Origin of the sequence: Microbacterium sp. NPDC097977, from assembly GCF_040302605.1 — a bacterium.
Classification (GTDB): domain Bacteria; phylum Actinomycetota; class Actinomycetes; order Actinomycetales; family Microbacteriaceae; genus Microbacterium.
This window is the reverse complement of sequence record NZ_JBEOUR010000043.1, coordinates 1-14,535: the sequence shown is the minus strand read 5'-3', so window position 1 is coordinate 14,535 and position 14,535 is coordinate 1. Positions and strand designations below refer to the sequence as shown.

Annotated in this window: 9 protein-coding genes and 1 tRNA gene; 3 read left to right on the top strand and 7 right to left on the bottom strand. The window is 69.6% G+C overall.

Annotated features, from left to right (window positions below; genetic code table 11):
• Positions 1 to 4 precede the first annotated feature (4 nt).
• The 3 genes from ABTZ43_RS10975 to ABTZ43_RS10965 are packed head-to-tail and all read right to left on the bottom strand — an operon-like array spanning position 5 to position 4,414.
• Complete coding sequence (locus ABTZ43_RS10975; RefSeq protein ID WP_056416313.1) at positions 5 to 1,441, bottom strand: CDP-glycerol glycerophosphotransferase family protein; 1,437 nt, start codon at positions 1,439 to 1,441, stop codon at positions 5 to 7.
• Entirely contained in the window at positions 1,438 to 2,691 is a 1,254-nt protein-coding gene (locus ABTZ43_RS10970) for a CDP-glycerol glycerophosphotransferase family protein (RefSeq protein ID WP_350538814.1), read from the bottom strand. The genes ABTZ43_RS10975 and ABTZ43_RS10970 overlap by 4 nt, the downstream gene beginning before the upstream one ends.
• Positions 2,692 to 2,746: 55 nt before the next feature.
• Entirely contained in the window at positions 2,747 to 4,414 is a 1,668-nt protein-coding gene (locus ABTZ43_RS10965) for a S1C family serine protease (protein WP_082539338.1), read from the bottom strand.
• 100 nt (positions 4,415 to 4,514) lie between these two features.
• Between ABTZ43_RS10965 and ABTZ43_RS10960 the strand changes: the two genes are divergently transcribed.
• Positions 4,515 to 5,717, top strand: a complete 1,203-nt coding sequence (locus ABTZ43_RS10960; RefSeq protein WP_350538813.1) for an aminotransferase class I/II-fold pyridoxal phosphate-dependent enzyme — start codon at positions 4,515 to 4,517, stop codon at positions 5,715 to 5,717.
• A gap of 21 nt (positions 5,718 to 5,738) precedes the next feature.
• On the opposite strand, the gene ABTZ43_RS10955 is transcribed toward ABTZ43_RS10960, so the two are convergent.
• Positions 5,739 to 6,545 carry a carbon-nitrogen hydrolase family protein gene (locus tag ABTZ43_RS10955; protein ID WP_350538812.1) on the bottom strand — a complete coding sequence of 269 codons (807 nt, stop codon included), beginning with the start codon at positions 6,543 to 6,545 and terminating at the stop codon, positions 5,739 to 5,741.
• A 79-nt stretch (positions 6,546 to 6,624) separates the two neighbouring features.
• On the opposite strand from ABTZ43_RS10955, the gene ABTZ43_RS10950 reads away from it, so the two are divergent.
• Positions 6,625 to 6,698, top strand: a tRNA-Met gene (locus ABTZ43_RS10950).
• A gap of 310 nt (positions 6,699 to 7,008) precedes the next feature.
• Here the strand turns inward: ABTZ43_RS10950 and ABTZ43_RS10945 are convergent.
• Positions 7,009 to 9,906, bottom strand: a complete 2,898-nt coding sequence (locus ABTZ43_RS10945) for a UPF0182 family membrane protein (protein ID WP_350538810.1) — start codon at positions 9,904 to 9,906, stop codon at positions 7,009 to 7,011.
• Between the two features lie 46 nt (positions 9,907 to 9,952).
• Positions 9,953 to 11,047, bottom strand: a complete 1,095-nt coding sequence (locus ABTZ43_RS10940) for a YlbL family protein (RefSeq protein WP_350538809.1) — start codon at positions 11,045 to 11,047, stop codon at positions 9,953 to 9,955.
• 117 nt (positions 11,048 to 11,164) lie between these two features.
• On the opposite strand from ABTZ43_RS10940, the gene ABTZ43_RS10935 reads away from it, so the two are divergent.
• Positions 11,165 to 12,598, top strand: a complete 1,434-nt coding sequence (locus ABTZ43_RS10935) for a zinc-dependent metalloprotease (protein WP_350538808.1) — start codon at positions 11,165 to 11,167, stop codon at positions 12,596 to 12,598.
• 855 nt (positions 12,599 to 13,453) lie between these two features.
• On the opposite strand, the gene ABTZ43_RS10930 is transcribed toward ABTZ43_RS10935, so the two are convergent.
• Positions 13,454 to 14,535: 3'-5' exonuclease (locus ABTZ43_RS10930; RefSeq protein ID WP_350538807.1), on the bottom strand; the 1,082-nt coding region annotated here is incomplete at its 5' end.

The following is a 14,535-nucleotide window of genomic DNA, read 5'->3' as shown; positions in this document are numbered from 1 at the left end:
GGGATCAGCGGGTGACGTACCCCTGGTCGAGGATGCGTGCGACCACCCGCTCCGCCGCGTGGCCGTCGTCACGGGCGTTGAACTGCGCCCGCCACGCCGCGTACCGCGGTGCGAACGCCTCCGCGAGCGTGGAATCGGCGAGCGCGGCGACGAGCTCCTCCTGCGAGCGGACCAGCGGGCCGGGTGCCCTGCTCTCGAGGTCGAAGTAGAAACCGCGCAGCTGACCGCGGTAGTGGTCGAGGTCGGGTACGAGGAAGAACATCGGCTTGCCCGTGACGCTGAAGTCGAACATCACCGAGGAGTAGTCCGTGATCAGCGCGTCGGCGGCGAGCAGCAGCTGCGAGGTCTCCGGATATCCGGTGACGTCGATCACACGAGCACCGGCACGGTCGCGATCGGTGTCGATCGTGCGGGAGTGACCACGGACGAGCACGACGGAGTCCGTCTGCCGAGCGAGCGCCTCCGCGTCGACGAAGTCGACCATCCCGGCGCGGTCATCGCGCCACGTGGGTGCGTAGAGCAGCACGCGTTCGTCGGGGCCGATCCCGAGGTCGGCGCGGATCGCCGCGGGGTCACCCGTCACCAGCACATCGTCGCGCGGGTACCCCTCGACCCAGATGGGGCGTCCGAAGAAGGCATATGCCTTGCGGAGAATGCGCTCCGAATACGCGTTCTGCGCGAGCAGGACGTCCCACCGGCGGGACTCCTTCACGACGGCGGCCATACGGCGCAGGTCGAACCCCGGCCTGTGCAGGGCGAGTCTCTTCAACGGAGTGCCGTGCCAGGTCTGCAGAACCTTCTGGCCCGGTTTGCGGACGAAGCGCCGGCGCAGCCAGTCGTTGACGACGAGGAGCCGGACGTCCGCACGAGCGCGCCACCATTCCGGGCTGCCCTCGACGACCGCGATGGCGCCGTCGGGAACCGCCACCGAGAGATCGGCGACGCTCCAGTAGCGCACGACCGCCGGCGCCGCCACGGCGAGTGCTCGATCGATGGCCTGCGGGTTGCACCCGACGGTGCGCCCGTAGAAGCTCTCGAAGAACACCGCGTTCTCCGTTCCGCCGGTGTGCGCCAGGTAGCGTCCCTCGAGGGTCGCCTGCCCCTCGGGCGTCTCGTAGGCGGGATCGATGGGCGCCGCGATGGCGGCCGTGGCGCCGCGGACCGCGATGCGCACTCCGGACAGCACCTCCGGGGCGACGGCGAGACCCGCGAGGTCGACGCCGGGGATGCGGATCTCGTAGTCTCCGGCCGGGAGCGGCAGCTCGGCCCCACCCCATCGCGACGCACGAAGGGGGACGGTCGCCTTCCACGTCTTGCCTCCGCCGGTGATCCGAGCGGTGACCCTGGCGCGCGGCCCGATCAGCTCGGCGGTGGAGGGACGCGGACCGGTCCCTGCGATGACGAGCGTCTCCGCCGCATCATCGATCCGGGCCGTGGTCATACTGCTCCCTTCGGCGCGGCGACACCGCGCGCGCGAATCTTCTCGTACACCCGCTGGGTGTTGCACCCGTCGCGGAATGCATGCATCTCCGCGCTGAGCGTAGCGGAACGCCCGGCGGCGGCGGCGAACACGTCGTCGTCCTCCAGCAGGGCCGACAGCTGCGGCACCACGGCATCCCAGTCCGCCGCCCACTCGTCGCCCGCCACGTCCCGGAACCGCCCGTAGAACCCGCGGGTGCGGCCGTACTCGACGACGTCGGGTGCGAGGTAGAGCACCGGCATCGCCAGGAGCCCGACGTCGTAGGCGAGCGAGGAGTAGTCGGTGATCAGCAGGTCCACCGCCGGCAGCACCGGAGTCACGTCGGCGAGCACACCCGATCCGAGCATCTTCACCCGCGCGGTCGGCAGCGGAGGGGCGTACCCGCCCTCACCGAGCGGGTGCGAACGGACGAGGAGCACGGCATCGTGCTCCTCCAGCATGCGGATGATCCGCACCCACTGCGCCGCATCCGGTATCGCGGGGTCGGGTGCGCCGTCGCGCCAGGTCGGCGCGTAGAGGATCGTGCGGGAGGATCTCCGCGGTTCCCCGAGTGCACGGTCGAGGGCGATGGATGCCGTCGCCCGCCGCGCCTCGGGCTCCCCCGCGGAGAGCACGTCGACGCGGGGCTCGCCGGTCACGACCACCCGATCGTCGCCGAGGCCGAATGCCGACTCGAGGCGCCCGCGGGATCGATGCGACGCCGCCGGGAGCACGCGGATGCGCTGTGCGGCCCGACGGTAGAGGAACTCGACGAGGCGTCGGAGCACACGCGCGCCCGGAACGTCGGGGACCTGCGTCGTGGCGGGCGAGTCCAGGCCGATGCGCTTGAGGGGGATGCCGTGCCAGAGCTGCACGACGAAGGCGCCGGCGATCGCGTAGCGGTTCGCGTCCCCGAGCCCATGGGTGACCACGACGACACCGGCCCGCGCGGTCGCCCACCACCCGCGCAGCCCGTGCTTGCGCACGGTGCGCAGGCCCAGAGCAGCGGCGTCGGCATCCTCACGATCCGAGGACGTGAGCCAGAGCGTCTCGTGGCCCTGGGACGCAGCGTGCCGCTGCAGCGCGAGCGCGCCGTCTCCGATGCCGGCTCCGCACCCGAACACCCAGCGTGAGCCGCGCGGTACGAGAGATGTGCCGACGCGACCGGCGAGGTAGACCGGGATCCGCAGCAGCTTGGCCGCATTGCCGGAGCCGAAAGAGAAGGACGCCACTCCGCGAGCCTATCGCGGGGTGGCGTCCTTCTCGGTGACCGGGTGGTCCGGGTGATCAGCCGGCGAGAGCTCCCAGTGTGACGTCGCTCTCGAACTGCTTGCCTCCGCGGATGTAGGTGACCTTGGCATCGCTGCCGCCTGCGGCCGCGCGGACCTGAGCGGTCAGATCCGTCGCGCTCGTGATCGGGACGCCGTTGAAGGCGGTGACCACGTCGCCCTTCTTGAGTCCACCGGTGGCGGCGGCGCCTCCACCGGACACATCGGCGATCAGCGCACCGGCGACCGCGGCGTTCTCCGCGCTGGCGGCATCCTGCACCGAGGCGCCGAGCAGACCGTGCGTCGCCGCACCGTCGGCGATGATCTCCTTCGAGACGCGCTCGGCGATGTTCGAGGGGATCGCGAAGCCGATGCCGATGGATCCGCCTTCCTCGGAGTTGCCCGAGCTCGCGATGGCCACGTTGATGCCGATCAGCTCGCCCTTGCTGTTGACGAGCGCGCCGCCCGAGTTGCCGTGATTGATCGCGGCGTCCGTCTGGATGACGGCGATCGAGATCGAGTCGGAGCTCTGCTGGGAGGTGTTCCCCGGCAGATCGAACTGGAACGGCCCCTGACCCTGACCCTCCGGCGGCGTCTCCTCCTGCTGGGGAGCGTCTTCCGACGACGAGTCGGGCAGCGCGGACGAGGCGATCTGGATGCTGCGGTTCAGGGCGCTGACGATTCCGGTGGTGACCGAGTTCGACAGACCGAGCGGCGCACCGAGCGCCACCGCCGTGTCTCCCACGTTGAGCGATGAGGAGTCGGCGAACTCGATCGGGGTGAGGTCTTTCGCGTCGGTCAGCTTGATGACGGCGAGATCGTAGATCGGGTCGGTGCCGACCACGGTCGCCGCGTAGATGCGGCCATCCGACGTCGTGACCCGGATGGTCGGATCGGCGACCGCACCGCCGAGGGTCACGACGTGGGTGTTCGTGAGCACATAGCCGTCGTCGCTGATGATGACGCCCGAACCGCTGCCGCCCTGGTCCGAGCCCGCGACCTCGATCGTGACGACGGACGGCAGCGCCTCCGTGGCGACGGCGGTGGTCTCGTTGACGGAACCCGGATTGTTCACCGTCACGGTGTCGGGTCCCTGCGCGACCCCGGTCGAGGTCTGGTTGGAGATCCCGTTGAGGATGGCTCCCCCGCCGAATCCGGCGACACCGCCGACGAGCGCGGCGGCGACCACGATGGCGGCGAACTTCACACCGGCACGGGGCTTCTCCTTGGCCTTCACCGGAGCCGCGAACGGCTCGCCCTGCCCTGGCTGGGCCGCGGAGTGGATGCCGAACGCCGCGCCGGGCGCGGTCGAGGTGGGGGCGCCGGGGTGCGCCGGGGCCGATCCGTATGCCGATGCGTCCGGGGCACCGACACCGCTCGGAGCAGCGAACGCCGCGGGCTGCTGCGGCACGGGTGCAGCGTGGGGCGCGGCGAACGCGGGAGCGCCACCCGGTGCGGGATTCTGCGACGCCGCAGGCGTCTGCGGCGGAGTGACCGCGGCAGGCGCCGAGGTGAACGTCTGCGGCATCTCGTGTCCCTGGCCGACGGGCGCGGGGGCAGGGAGGTCGGTACGGGTCTCAGCGGCGCCGTTCGTCGTCGAATGGTCGACGGCCCCTGGCACCTCGGTGGACGGCACGGCGTCGTTCGACGCGGGTGACGTGTGGTCGTGGGTGTTGTCTTCGTTCATGGTGTGTGCTCCTTCAACAACGCCCCTTCAGAATGACGACTCTGTCTGTGCGTTTCGTATGGTGCAGATGAGTTTCCGCTATGGCCTTAGCCTGTTCTCCATGAATGAGATCCCCGGCGCCTGGCGGCGTACGGCAGCGGGAGCCGGCCTGCTCGCAGCCGACGGAACCGTCGCACCCACCATCTTCGCAGAGATGTCCGCCGCGGCGGCCAGAACCGGGGCGATCAACCTCGGGCAGGGCTTCCCCGACGAGGACGGCCCCAGGGAGGTGCTCGAGGCCGCCCGTGAGGCGATCTCCCGGGGCGTCAACCAGTACCCGCCCGGTCGGGGCGCGCCCGACCTGCTCGCCGCCATCAGCGAGCACCAGCAGCGGTTCTACGGACTGGAGGTCGACACGGCGAGCGAGGTGATCGTGACCGCCGGTGCGACGGAGGCGCTGACCGCCGCTCTGCTCGCGCTGATCGACGGACCGGACGACGAGGTGGTCGTCTTCGAGCCGTACTACGACTCGTACGCGGCGGCGGTCGCGCTGGCAGGCGCACGGTTGCGGACGGTCCCCCTGCGCGCTCCGGACTTCCGACCGGATCTGGATCTGCTCGCTGAGACCGTCACCGACCGCACCCGGATCATCCTCGTCAACGACCCGCACAATCCGACCGGTGCGGTGTTCGACCGGGAGGTGCTCGACGAGGTCATCCGGCTCGCCGAGCGGCACGACGCGACCATCGTCACCGACGAGGTCTACGAGCATCTGTCGTTCCACTCCCCGCACACTCCGATCGCCGCGCTGCCCGGCGGTGCGGCGCGCACCCTGACGATATCTTCGGCGGGCAAGACGTTTTCGGCCACGGGCTGGAAGATCGGCTGGGTGCACGGCCCCGCCGCGCTGATCACCGCCGTCCTGACCGTGAAGCAGTACCTGACCTACGTGAACGGCTCGCCCTTCCAGCCCGCTGTGGCCGTCGGCCTGCGCCTCGGCGACGACTACTTCACGGGGGCGGCGGCGGCACTGGCGCGCAAGCACGAGATCCTCGGCGCCGGGCTGAGGGACGCCGGGTTCGTCGTCCACGCGCCACAGGGGGGCTACTTCACCGTGGCCGATGCGTCGGGGCTCGGCGGTGCGGATGCGGCGCAGTTCTGCCGCGAGCTGCCTGAGCGGGCGGGTGTCGTGGCGATCCCGCTCAGCGCCTTCGTGTCAGCGGAGCGGCGACACGAGTACGCCGGGCTCGTGCGGTTCGCCGCGTGCAAGCGCATCGACGTGCTGCAGGAGGCCGCCGCACGGCTCAGCGCCGCCGAATTCTGATCGACGGAGCGGCTCCCGCCGTCAGCGCGGGCTGACCCGGTACCGTCTGAGCTGCAAGGCGGGGTTGCTCTCGCGAACCCGCTCGATCACGGCGCGCTCGACGGGCGCGAGGGCGATGCCCTCGCTCACTCCGACTCCGGCCAGGACGACGCCCTGCGGGTCGATGATCTGCGAGTGTCCCACCCCGACCGGGGTCGGGTGATCGGCCGCGACCACGTAGACGGTGTTCTCGATCGCGCGCGCCGCGAGCAATGTGGTCCAGTGATGCTCTTTGAGGGGGCCGCGCACCCATTCGGCGGGGACGACGAGCGCGTCGGCGCCGGCATCGACGAGCGTGCGTGCGACCTCGGGGAAGCGCAGGTCGTAGCAGGTCATGAGCCCGAAGCGCATGCCGGCGACCTCGAAGGTCGGCGCCGTGAGCTCGCCCGCCTCGATCCAGTCGGACTCCTTCTGTCCGAAGGCGTCGTACAGGTGCTGCTTGCGGTACACGCCGAGGATGCCGTCGCCGCGGACGGCGACGACGGTGTTGTGCACGTGCGCGGCGTCGGAGGCGCGCTCGACCAGGCCCGCGACGATCACGACGCCGTGGTCTGCCGCCAGGGCCCGCAGCGTCGTGACGAAGTCGCCCTCCAGCGTCTCCGCATTCGCGGCGAGCGTGTCGTCCATGGGATCGACGAAGTAGCTCGAGTACTCGGGGAAGACGATCAGTCGCGCGCCCCGGGCAGCGGCAGCGACGACGAGCTCGGCGAGGCGCTCACGGTTGCTTTCGCGGGAGTCCGTCGGAGCGAACTGGCAGACGGCGACGGGCACGGCGGCGGATGCGGGCATGCTCACATCCTCCCCCATCGCGCCGGGGCCGACCTCGATTCGCGAGCCCTCAGAATCCGTGTTAGGCTGTAACTCGTGCCGCGGGGTGGAGCAGTTCGGTAGCTCGCCGGGCTCATAACCCGGAGGTCGCAGGTTCAAATCCTGTCCCCGCAACGAGAATGCGACACAAGAAAGGCCCCTGATCAGGAGAAATCCTGATTAGGGGCCTTTTGCTTTCCTGCCTCATGACGTGCTGTCCACGACACACGAATCGGAACGCGGTCATGGTGGCGAGGCTCCTGCACACCGCTGCTGACAGTCACCGAGCGTCATGGACGCGTCGAAGTGGTCGTCACTGGACCCGCCGGTCACCGATACGGAAAGTCGGTACCCGCCGGACGATACCGGGATGAGGTGGATCGAGGCACGAAACCAGAATGGGCGCCCCCGGAGGGGCGCCCATTCTTGTCTCCTCGCTACGGGATCACTCCCCCGACGTCGACTCCAGTCCGAGCAGCGTGTTGACCGCGTCCGTGAGACGCTTGTCCGCCTCGGCGAACTTCGTCAGGTCGCCGGACTTGAGCGCGGCGTCACGGTCGGTGAGCGCCTGACGCGCAGCGTCGAGCGCCTCGGCCTGTGCATCGGTGGGCGTCGTCGGTTCGGTCGGAACCTCGCCGGTATCGGGATCGGGCTGCGTCGGCTCGACCTGGTCGTCACCGCCGGTCGCGCCCGAGTCTCCCCCGAAGAGCGTGTCGAGGGCTGCGGTCAGGGTGTCCTCGAACGCCACCTTGTCGCCGAAGGCCACGAGGACCTTCTGCAGACGCGGAAGCTTGGTGCCCTCCGACGACTGCACGTAGACCGGCTGCACGTAGAGCAGACCGCCTCCGACGGGCAGCGTCAGAAGATTGCCGTAGAGGACCTCGGACTCACCCTGCTGCAGCAGGTTCAGCTGCGGCACCACGGCGGTGTCGGAGTTGTAGGTGTTCTGCACCTGTCCCGGTCCCGGCACGGTCGTGTCGGTATCGATCTCGAGCATCCTGAGCTGTCCGTAGCCCTCGCCCTTGACGCCGGCCTCGGAGCCGGCATCCGAATCGACCGCGAGGTAGCCCATCAGGACGTCGCGGTTGCCGCCGCTCCCGGTCGCCGACGGGATGAACGTCGAGAACATCGAGAACCGCGGGGAATCCTGGCCGGGCATCTGCATGGTCAGGTAATACGGGGGCTGCAGCACCTGATCGCTGCGAGGGTCGTTCGGCGTCTGCCAGCGGTTGTCCTGCTGCGCGAACGAGCCTGCGGTGTCGATGTGGTAGATCCCGAGGATGTCGCGCTGCACCTTGAAGAGATCGGTCGGGTACCGCACGTGGCTCATCAGGTCGGACGACATCTCGCTCACCGGCTTGAGCGTCGACGGGTAGATGTTCTGCCACGTCTGCAGCACCGGGTCCTTGTCGTCCCAGGCATACAGGGTCACCGATCCGTCGTAGGCGTCGACCGTGGCCTTCACCGAGTTGCGGATGTAGTTGATGTCGTCGATCGCGAGGGTCGGCGACGGCAGGTTCGAGTCGGCGATCGCCTCGGAGAGGCTCACGTTCGTCGAGTAGGGGTACGTGGCGCTGGTCGTGTAGCCGTCGACGATCCAGACGATCTTGCCGTCGACCACGCTCGGGTACGGATCGCTGTCGAGCTCCAGGTACGGCGCGACCTTCTGCACTCGGGTCTTCGGATCGCGGTCGTACAGGATCTGCGATTCGTCGTTCACCAGATTGGAGAACAGGATCTGCTCGGACTGGAACTTCAGCGCGTAGAGGAGCTTCGTGAAGGTGTTGCCGATCTTCGGCCCACCGTCGCCCTCGAACGTGGTCTTGGTCTCGTTCGAGCCGTCCTTGCCGCGCGGGTAGTCGATCTCGACCGGGTCCGATCCGTCGGGCGACCCGACGATCGAGTACTCGGGCGAGTTCTCACCGAAGTACACGCGGGGCTCGAAGTTCTCCTGGTCGGTGAGGAATCCCGCGGAGGGGATGCCGCGCTCGAGGAAGACGGGCTCCCCGTCGCTCGTGCGCTGGTTGCCTGCCGCGACCACGAGACCGTAGCCGTGCGTGTAGACCGCGGCGCGGTTGTTCCAGTTGCTGACGTCGACGCCCTCCATGTCGAGGTCTCGCACCGACACCACGGTGTCCTGCATCTCCCCGTCGATCTCATACCGATCGACGTCGAGGTTCTGCTGGAACTGGTAGTACCCGCGGTACTGCTCGAGCTGACGCACAGCCGGGCTGATCACCGCAGGATCGACGATGCGGATGGATGCCGTCGTCTCGGCATCCGCGCGCAGCTGACCCGCCTCGGCATCGGTCTCGGCCTCGAAAGGAGTCGTCTCGAGATCGGCGACCCCGTACGCCTCCTTCGTGCCGTCGATGTTCCGCTGGTAGAACTCCGCCTGGTAGGCGTTCTGGTTCGGTCGCACCTGGAAGGTCGTGACCGCCCACGGGAAGCCGACGCCGACGACGAGCGAGGCGACGATCAGCAGCGCGGTCGCGGCCAGCGGGAAGCGCCAGCGACCGATGACGGCCGTGACGAAGAAGAGGATCGCGACGATCGCCGCGATGATGGTGAGGATCGCGAGACCGGGGATCGTCGCGTTCACGCCGGTGTAGGCGGGGCCGACGATGCGATCGTCCTGGGCGACCAGTGTCTTGAACCGGTCGAGCCACAGGCTCGCCGCCTGCACGAGCAGGTAGAGACCTGCGAGGATCGCGAGCTGGATGCGCGCGGGCTTGGAGATGCGCAGCTCACCCTGGCCGATGCGCACCGACCCGTAGAGGTACGACACGAGTGCGGTCACGACGAGCGTCAGCAGCAGCACGGCCGACACGAACGCGAGCAGGATCGAATAGAACGGCATCGCGAACATGTAGAAGCCGGTGTCGACGCCGAACTGCGGGTCGGTGGTGTCGGTGGTGACGCCGTTGGCCCACAGCCACACGGTCTTCCACTGGCTGGCGGCCGAGAAGCCGGCGAACAGGCCGAAGAAGATGGGCATGCCCCACATCGCGAGGCGACGGAGCGGCTCGATGACCTCCTGGTACCTGTCCAGCTGCGAGCTGAGGCGCACGTAGACGGGCCGCAGACGGTAGGCCAGCTGGATCGCGACGAACAGCGGCACCGCCATACCGAGGAAGCCGATGACGAACATCACCGCCGTGGCGAACCATTGAGTGGTGAGCACTCCGGTGAAGCCCACCTGGTCGAACCAGAGGTATTCGGTGTAGAACGACGCGAAGAGGAAGAAGGCGGCGATCAGCGCGGCGATGATCGCCAGCGAGATCCCGAAGATTCTTCGCGAGGTTCGAGGAGTGGCCGGGTTCGGTGCGGAAGTCGAGGTCACCCTTCCATCCTAGGCTCGCCTCACTGTACGGCGGCTGTCCACCCTGTCACGGGGAGGTCACGACATCGCAGCTCGGGAGCGCGGCCACATCGCCGCCGTCGGCGATCACGTCGAGCGCAGCGAGAGATTCCTCGAGGGTGGAGGTGCTGATCACCGTGAGCCCGTCGGGCACATGCCCGGTCACCTCGTCGCAATTGGACGACGGCGCGAGGAAGTACTCGGCGCCCGCGTCTCGCGCCCCGTAGAGCTTCTGACGGATGCCGCCGATCGGCCCCACCGTCCCGTCGGCCTCGATGGTGCCGGTGCCGGCGACGTTCTCCCCGCCGTTGAGCTCGCCCTCGGTGAGCGTGTCGATGATCCCGAGCGCGAACATCATGCCCGCGCTCGGACCGCCGACGTTGTCGAGCTGCAGCGTGACGTCGACCGCGAAGTCGTAGTCGGTGCGCAGCGAGACGCCGATGAGCCAGGTGGTGACATCCCCCTGGGTCTGCGCCTCGGGCGTGACCTCGACGACGTGCTCGTCGCCCGCACGCTGCACGGTGAGCGCGACGGGGGCTCCGCCGGCGTCCTGGATCGCCTGCTTCAGCTGCTTCGCGGAGCTCACTGCGGTGCCGTCCACCGCGGTGATGACGTCCTCCGCCTCGAGGCTCCCCTCGGCGGGCGCGTCGTCGATGACCTCCTGCACCACGACCTCGGCGCCGGTGTCGTATCCGAGCTCATCGAGCGCGGCGGCCGTGGCCTCGTGCTGCGAGTCGACCATCAGCGTCGCGTTCTGCTCGTCGCGCTGCTCGGTGGTCACGCCCTCGGGGAACACCGAGTCGATCGGGACGACGGCGCGCGAGGAGTCCGTCCACGCGAGAGCGAGTTCGAACCAGCTCGGCGTGCGCTCGCGGTTCCCGACGACCTGCACGGTCGTGAGGTCGAGCGTTCCCGCCGTCTCGTACGTCTCCGCACCGTCGATCTGGATCAGCGGGACCTGCTCGCCGTCGGCGCCGGCGGCGGTTCCGAGGGTGTCGTACACCGGCCCAGGGCGCTGGATCACGTAGGGCGTCGGGAGGAAGGTGAGCACGACGAGCGCGATCAGAGCGACGATCAGCGCCCAGACGCCCAGCCCGAGTTTCACAGACCGGGTTCGATCCACAGTTTTCCTCCGTCGTTCGCGGGCGGCGTACAGCGATCTGCCCGCGTCGGGGTCTGGCGGCCACTCCTGTGACTAGCGTAGATGCCACGGCTTCAGACGTGCTGAGAGGCGAGCGACATGCCAGACAACGACCCCACCCCCGAGGATTTCGAAGAGTTCCTCCGACGAATGATGGCCGGCCAGGGCGGCGGTGACATCGACCCCGAAGCGCTGCGGAACGCCTTCTCCGGCATGGACGGCATCCAGCTCGATCCCGCCATGATGCAGACCATCATGTCGCAGCTGCAAGGCGCCTTCGGCGGCGACGCATGGGAGAACGCGCTGCGTCAGGCGCTGCACATCGCGAACCGCGACGGGCTCGGCATCACCGAGGGATCGCGCACCTCGCTCGTCGACTCGTTCGCACTCGCCGATCTGTGGCTGAGCGAGGCGACCACCATCTCCGAGCTCGCCGAGCGGCCCAGGGCGATGACCCGCGGCGAGTGGGTCGAGGCGACCCTCCCGGTGTGGAAGGAGATCGCCGAGCCGGTGTCCACGAGCATCGCGGATGCGCTCACCAGCGCCCTCGACACCCAGGTGCCCGAGGAGATGCGCGAGGTCGTGCAGGGGGCCGGCAAGCTCATGCGGGGCCTCGGAGGGTCGGTGTTCGCGGCCCAGTTCGGACAGGTGCTCGGCAAGCTCGCCCTCGAAGTGGTGTCCGGCGGCGATGTCGGCATCCCCGTGCTCCCGGCAGGGACTGCGGCGGTGATCCCGCAGAACCTCAGCGACTTCGGCGACGGACTCGAGATCCCCGAAGACCAGATCATCCTCTACCTCGCCACGCGCGAGCTGGCCTACGCCCGGCTGTACCGCCACGCGAAGTGGCTGCACCTGCACGTGATGGCGCAGATCACCGACTTCGCACGCGGCGTCACGGTCGACGTCGACGCGCTGGAGGACGTGGCGAGCCGCCTCGACCCCTCGAATCCCGAGGAGCTGCGGTCGGCGATCGAGGGCGGCGCGCTGCTGCCCTCGCAGACGGAGGCGCAGAGCGAAGCTCTGGCGCGGCTCGAGAACCTGGTCGCGACGATCGACGGATGGGTCGACGTCGTCACCGCTCAGGCCACCTCCCGGCTTCCCGACGGCGCGCGCATCGCCGAGGCCGCACGCCGTCGCCGCGCGGTCGGCGGCCCGGCGGAGGACGCCCTCGGCGCTCTCGTCGGACTCAAGCTCCGCCCGCGCCGCCTGCGCGAGGCGTCGGCCATGTGGCAGGCGGTCACCGACGCGGTCGGCGCCGCGGGGCGCGACGCCCTGTGGGACTACCCCGACCTGATGCCCACCTCGGAGGACATCGACGACCCCTCCGCGCTGGTGGCGCGACTGCAGGCGACGGCCCGTGGCGAGCAGCCGGCCGCCGACGAGTTCGACGAGGCCCTCGCGCGCCTGCTCGACGGCGACGATTTCTCCGCCGAGAGGAACGGTGAGACGGATGACGCCTCTTCCGGAACCGACGGCGAGGAGAGCGACGGCGAGGAGCCGGGCGACGGGACCGGGGGCGAGCGACCGGTCTGACCCGGCCGTCGGTCCGGTCTGAAACCGGGGCCGGGTCAGGTACCCGGACCAGGGCCGACACCTCTCCTGCACAGACCGCGGGGGCGCCCGATCTTCTCCACCGATCGTCCTCCCGGCACCCCGCGCCACGTGATCATCCCCAGAATCGAGGGATGCCTCCGCTGAGTCCGCAGATCACGACCCGCCTCGACCCCGCCGTCCCGTTGCTGTGGCGCGATGGCGACACCCTGCAGATCGGCATCGAGGGAACTCTGCGGATCCCCGCCTCCGAACCGTGGGTGGAACGCCTCGTCGCCCGCATGGCGGCGGGTTTCCGCCGCTCGACGTTCGACGTCCTCGCCCACGCCGCGGGCGCACCGCGTGCCGACGCACGCCGGCTGCTCGCGCGGCTCGAGCCGTTGCTGGTCGACGATGTCGCCTCTCCCCCGGCCGCGTGGGTCGAGAGCATCGACGTCCTCGACGGCCGGTGCGAGTACCGGATGCGGGAGGCCCTGGTCGACGAGGGCGTGGCTGACGGTGTGCGCGGGGATCCTCGACACGTCGGTGTCGTTCTCGTGGAGGGCGCGGCGGCCGCGCTGCAGTTCGCACGCTACCTGCGCGACGACCTCGCCCACCTGCCGGTGTCGTGGGAGCGCGGGCGGACGACCGTCGGCCCCGTGATCGTCCCCGGCATCTCACCGTGTCTGAGCTGCCGCGACGGGCACGAGCGCGCGAAGGATCCGGCATGGCCGCGGCTGCACGCGCAGCTCGTCGCTCGCCCCGCCGGTCCTCTGAGCGCGGCATGCGTCGCCGACGCGGCCACCCTCGTCGCACGGCTGCTGGCGGCATCCGCGTCACCGGGCGAGTATGCGGTGATCAGCGACGACGGTCGGCGCGAGTGGCGTTTGGTGACATTTCACGAAGAATGCCGGTGCCGCGTGCCGTCGTCCCCATCTCTGCCAGGAACCGCGACGGCGCTCGTTCCCCTCGCCCCGCGGATCGAGACCAGGAGAGCGCCAGCGTACGCGCGGCTCGCGTGACACCGACATACGCGAGACGTCGCTCTTCGTCGATGGCCTCGAATCCGGTGGCATACGAGATGGGCAGCGCCCCCTCGGCCCACCCTGCGAGGTGCACGTGCGGCCATTCGAGACCCTTCGCGGCGTGCAGGGTCGACAGCGTGACGGTGCGCAGCGTCGGCTCATGCTGGTCCTTGGCGCGAGCCATCAGCGAGTCGCTGAACGTGCGGAGGTTCTCGTCGGGTCCGGCGTCCTCCGCGAGCCTGAGGATCGCGCGCCGCGCCTCCCAGCCGTCGCGCTGCGCGCCACCCGCGGCCGGGGGCTCGTCGCTCAGGCCGAGCTCGCGCAGGACGCGCTGGACACCCGGGAGGAATCCCTGTTCGGTGGGAGCGACCGCCGCTGCTCGCAGCGCGAGGATCGCCTGCCGCACCTCGGGCATCGCGAAGAACCGCGTGCCGCCCAGCACCGAGGTCGCGACGCCCTCGGCGGCGAGCGCCTGCTGCAGCGCGGCGGACTGCGCGTGCGCGCGGTAGAGCACGGCGATGTCGGCGGGAGACGTACCCGCGGCGATGCGGGCCGAGACGGCCGCGGCGATGCCTTCGGCCTCCTCGCGCTCGGAGTCGTACGCGGTGACGGTGGGGGCATCCGCGTGGAAGGTCTCGCGCGCCGGGACGAGCTCGAGCGCACCCGGCCTGCCCTTCATGAGCGCGTTCGCCGCTTCGAGGATCGGGGCCTGCGACCGGTAGTTGGTCTCGAGGCGGACGACCGTCGCATCGGGATGCCGTCGTTCGAACTCCAAGAGGAAGCGCTGCTCGGCGCCCGCGAACGAGTAGATGGTCTGGCTGGCGTCGCCCACGACACAGATGTCGCGCCGGTCGCCCAGCCAGAGCTCGAGCAGACGGTTCTGCAACGGCGACACGTCCTGATACTCGTCGACCG

What these genes read in the sequence shown, in the direction of transcription:
- ABTZ43_RS10975 (WP_056416313.1), bottom strand. Translation starts at nt 1,441, where the DNA reads ATGACCACGGCCCGGATCGATGATGCGGCGGAGACGCTCGTCATCGCA.
- ABTZ43_RS10965 (WP_082539338.1), bottom strand. Translation starts at nt 4,414, where the DNA reads ATGAACGAAGACAACACCCACGACCACACGTCACCCGCGTCGAACGAC.
- ABTZ43_RS10960 (WP_350538813.1), top strand. Translation starts at nt 4,515, where the DNA reads ATGAATGAGATCCCCGGCGCCTGGCGGCGTACGGCAGCGGGAGCCGGC.
- ABTZ43_RS10955 (WP_350538812.1), bottom strand. Translation starts at nt 6,545, where the DNA reads ATGCCCGCATCCGCCGCCGTGCCCGTCGCCGTCTGCCAGTTCGCTCCG.
- ABTZ43_RS10935 (WP_350538808.1), top strand. Translation starts at nt 11,165, where the DNA reads ATGCCAGACAACGACCCCACCCCCGAGGATTTCGAAGAGTTCCTCCGA.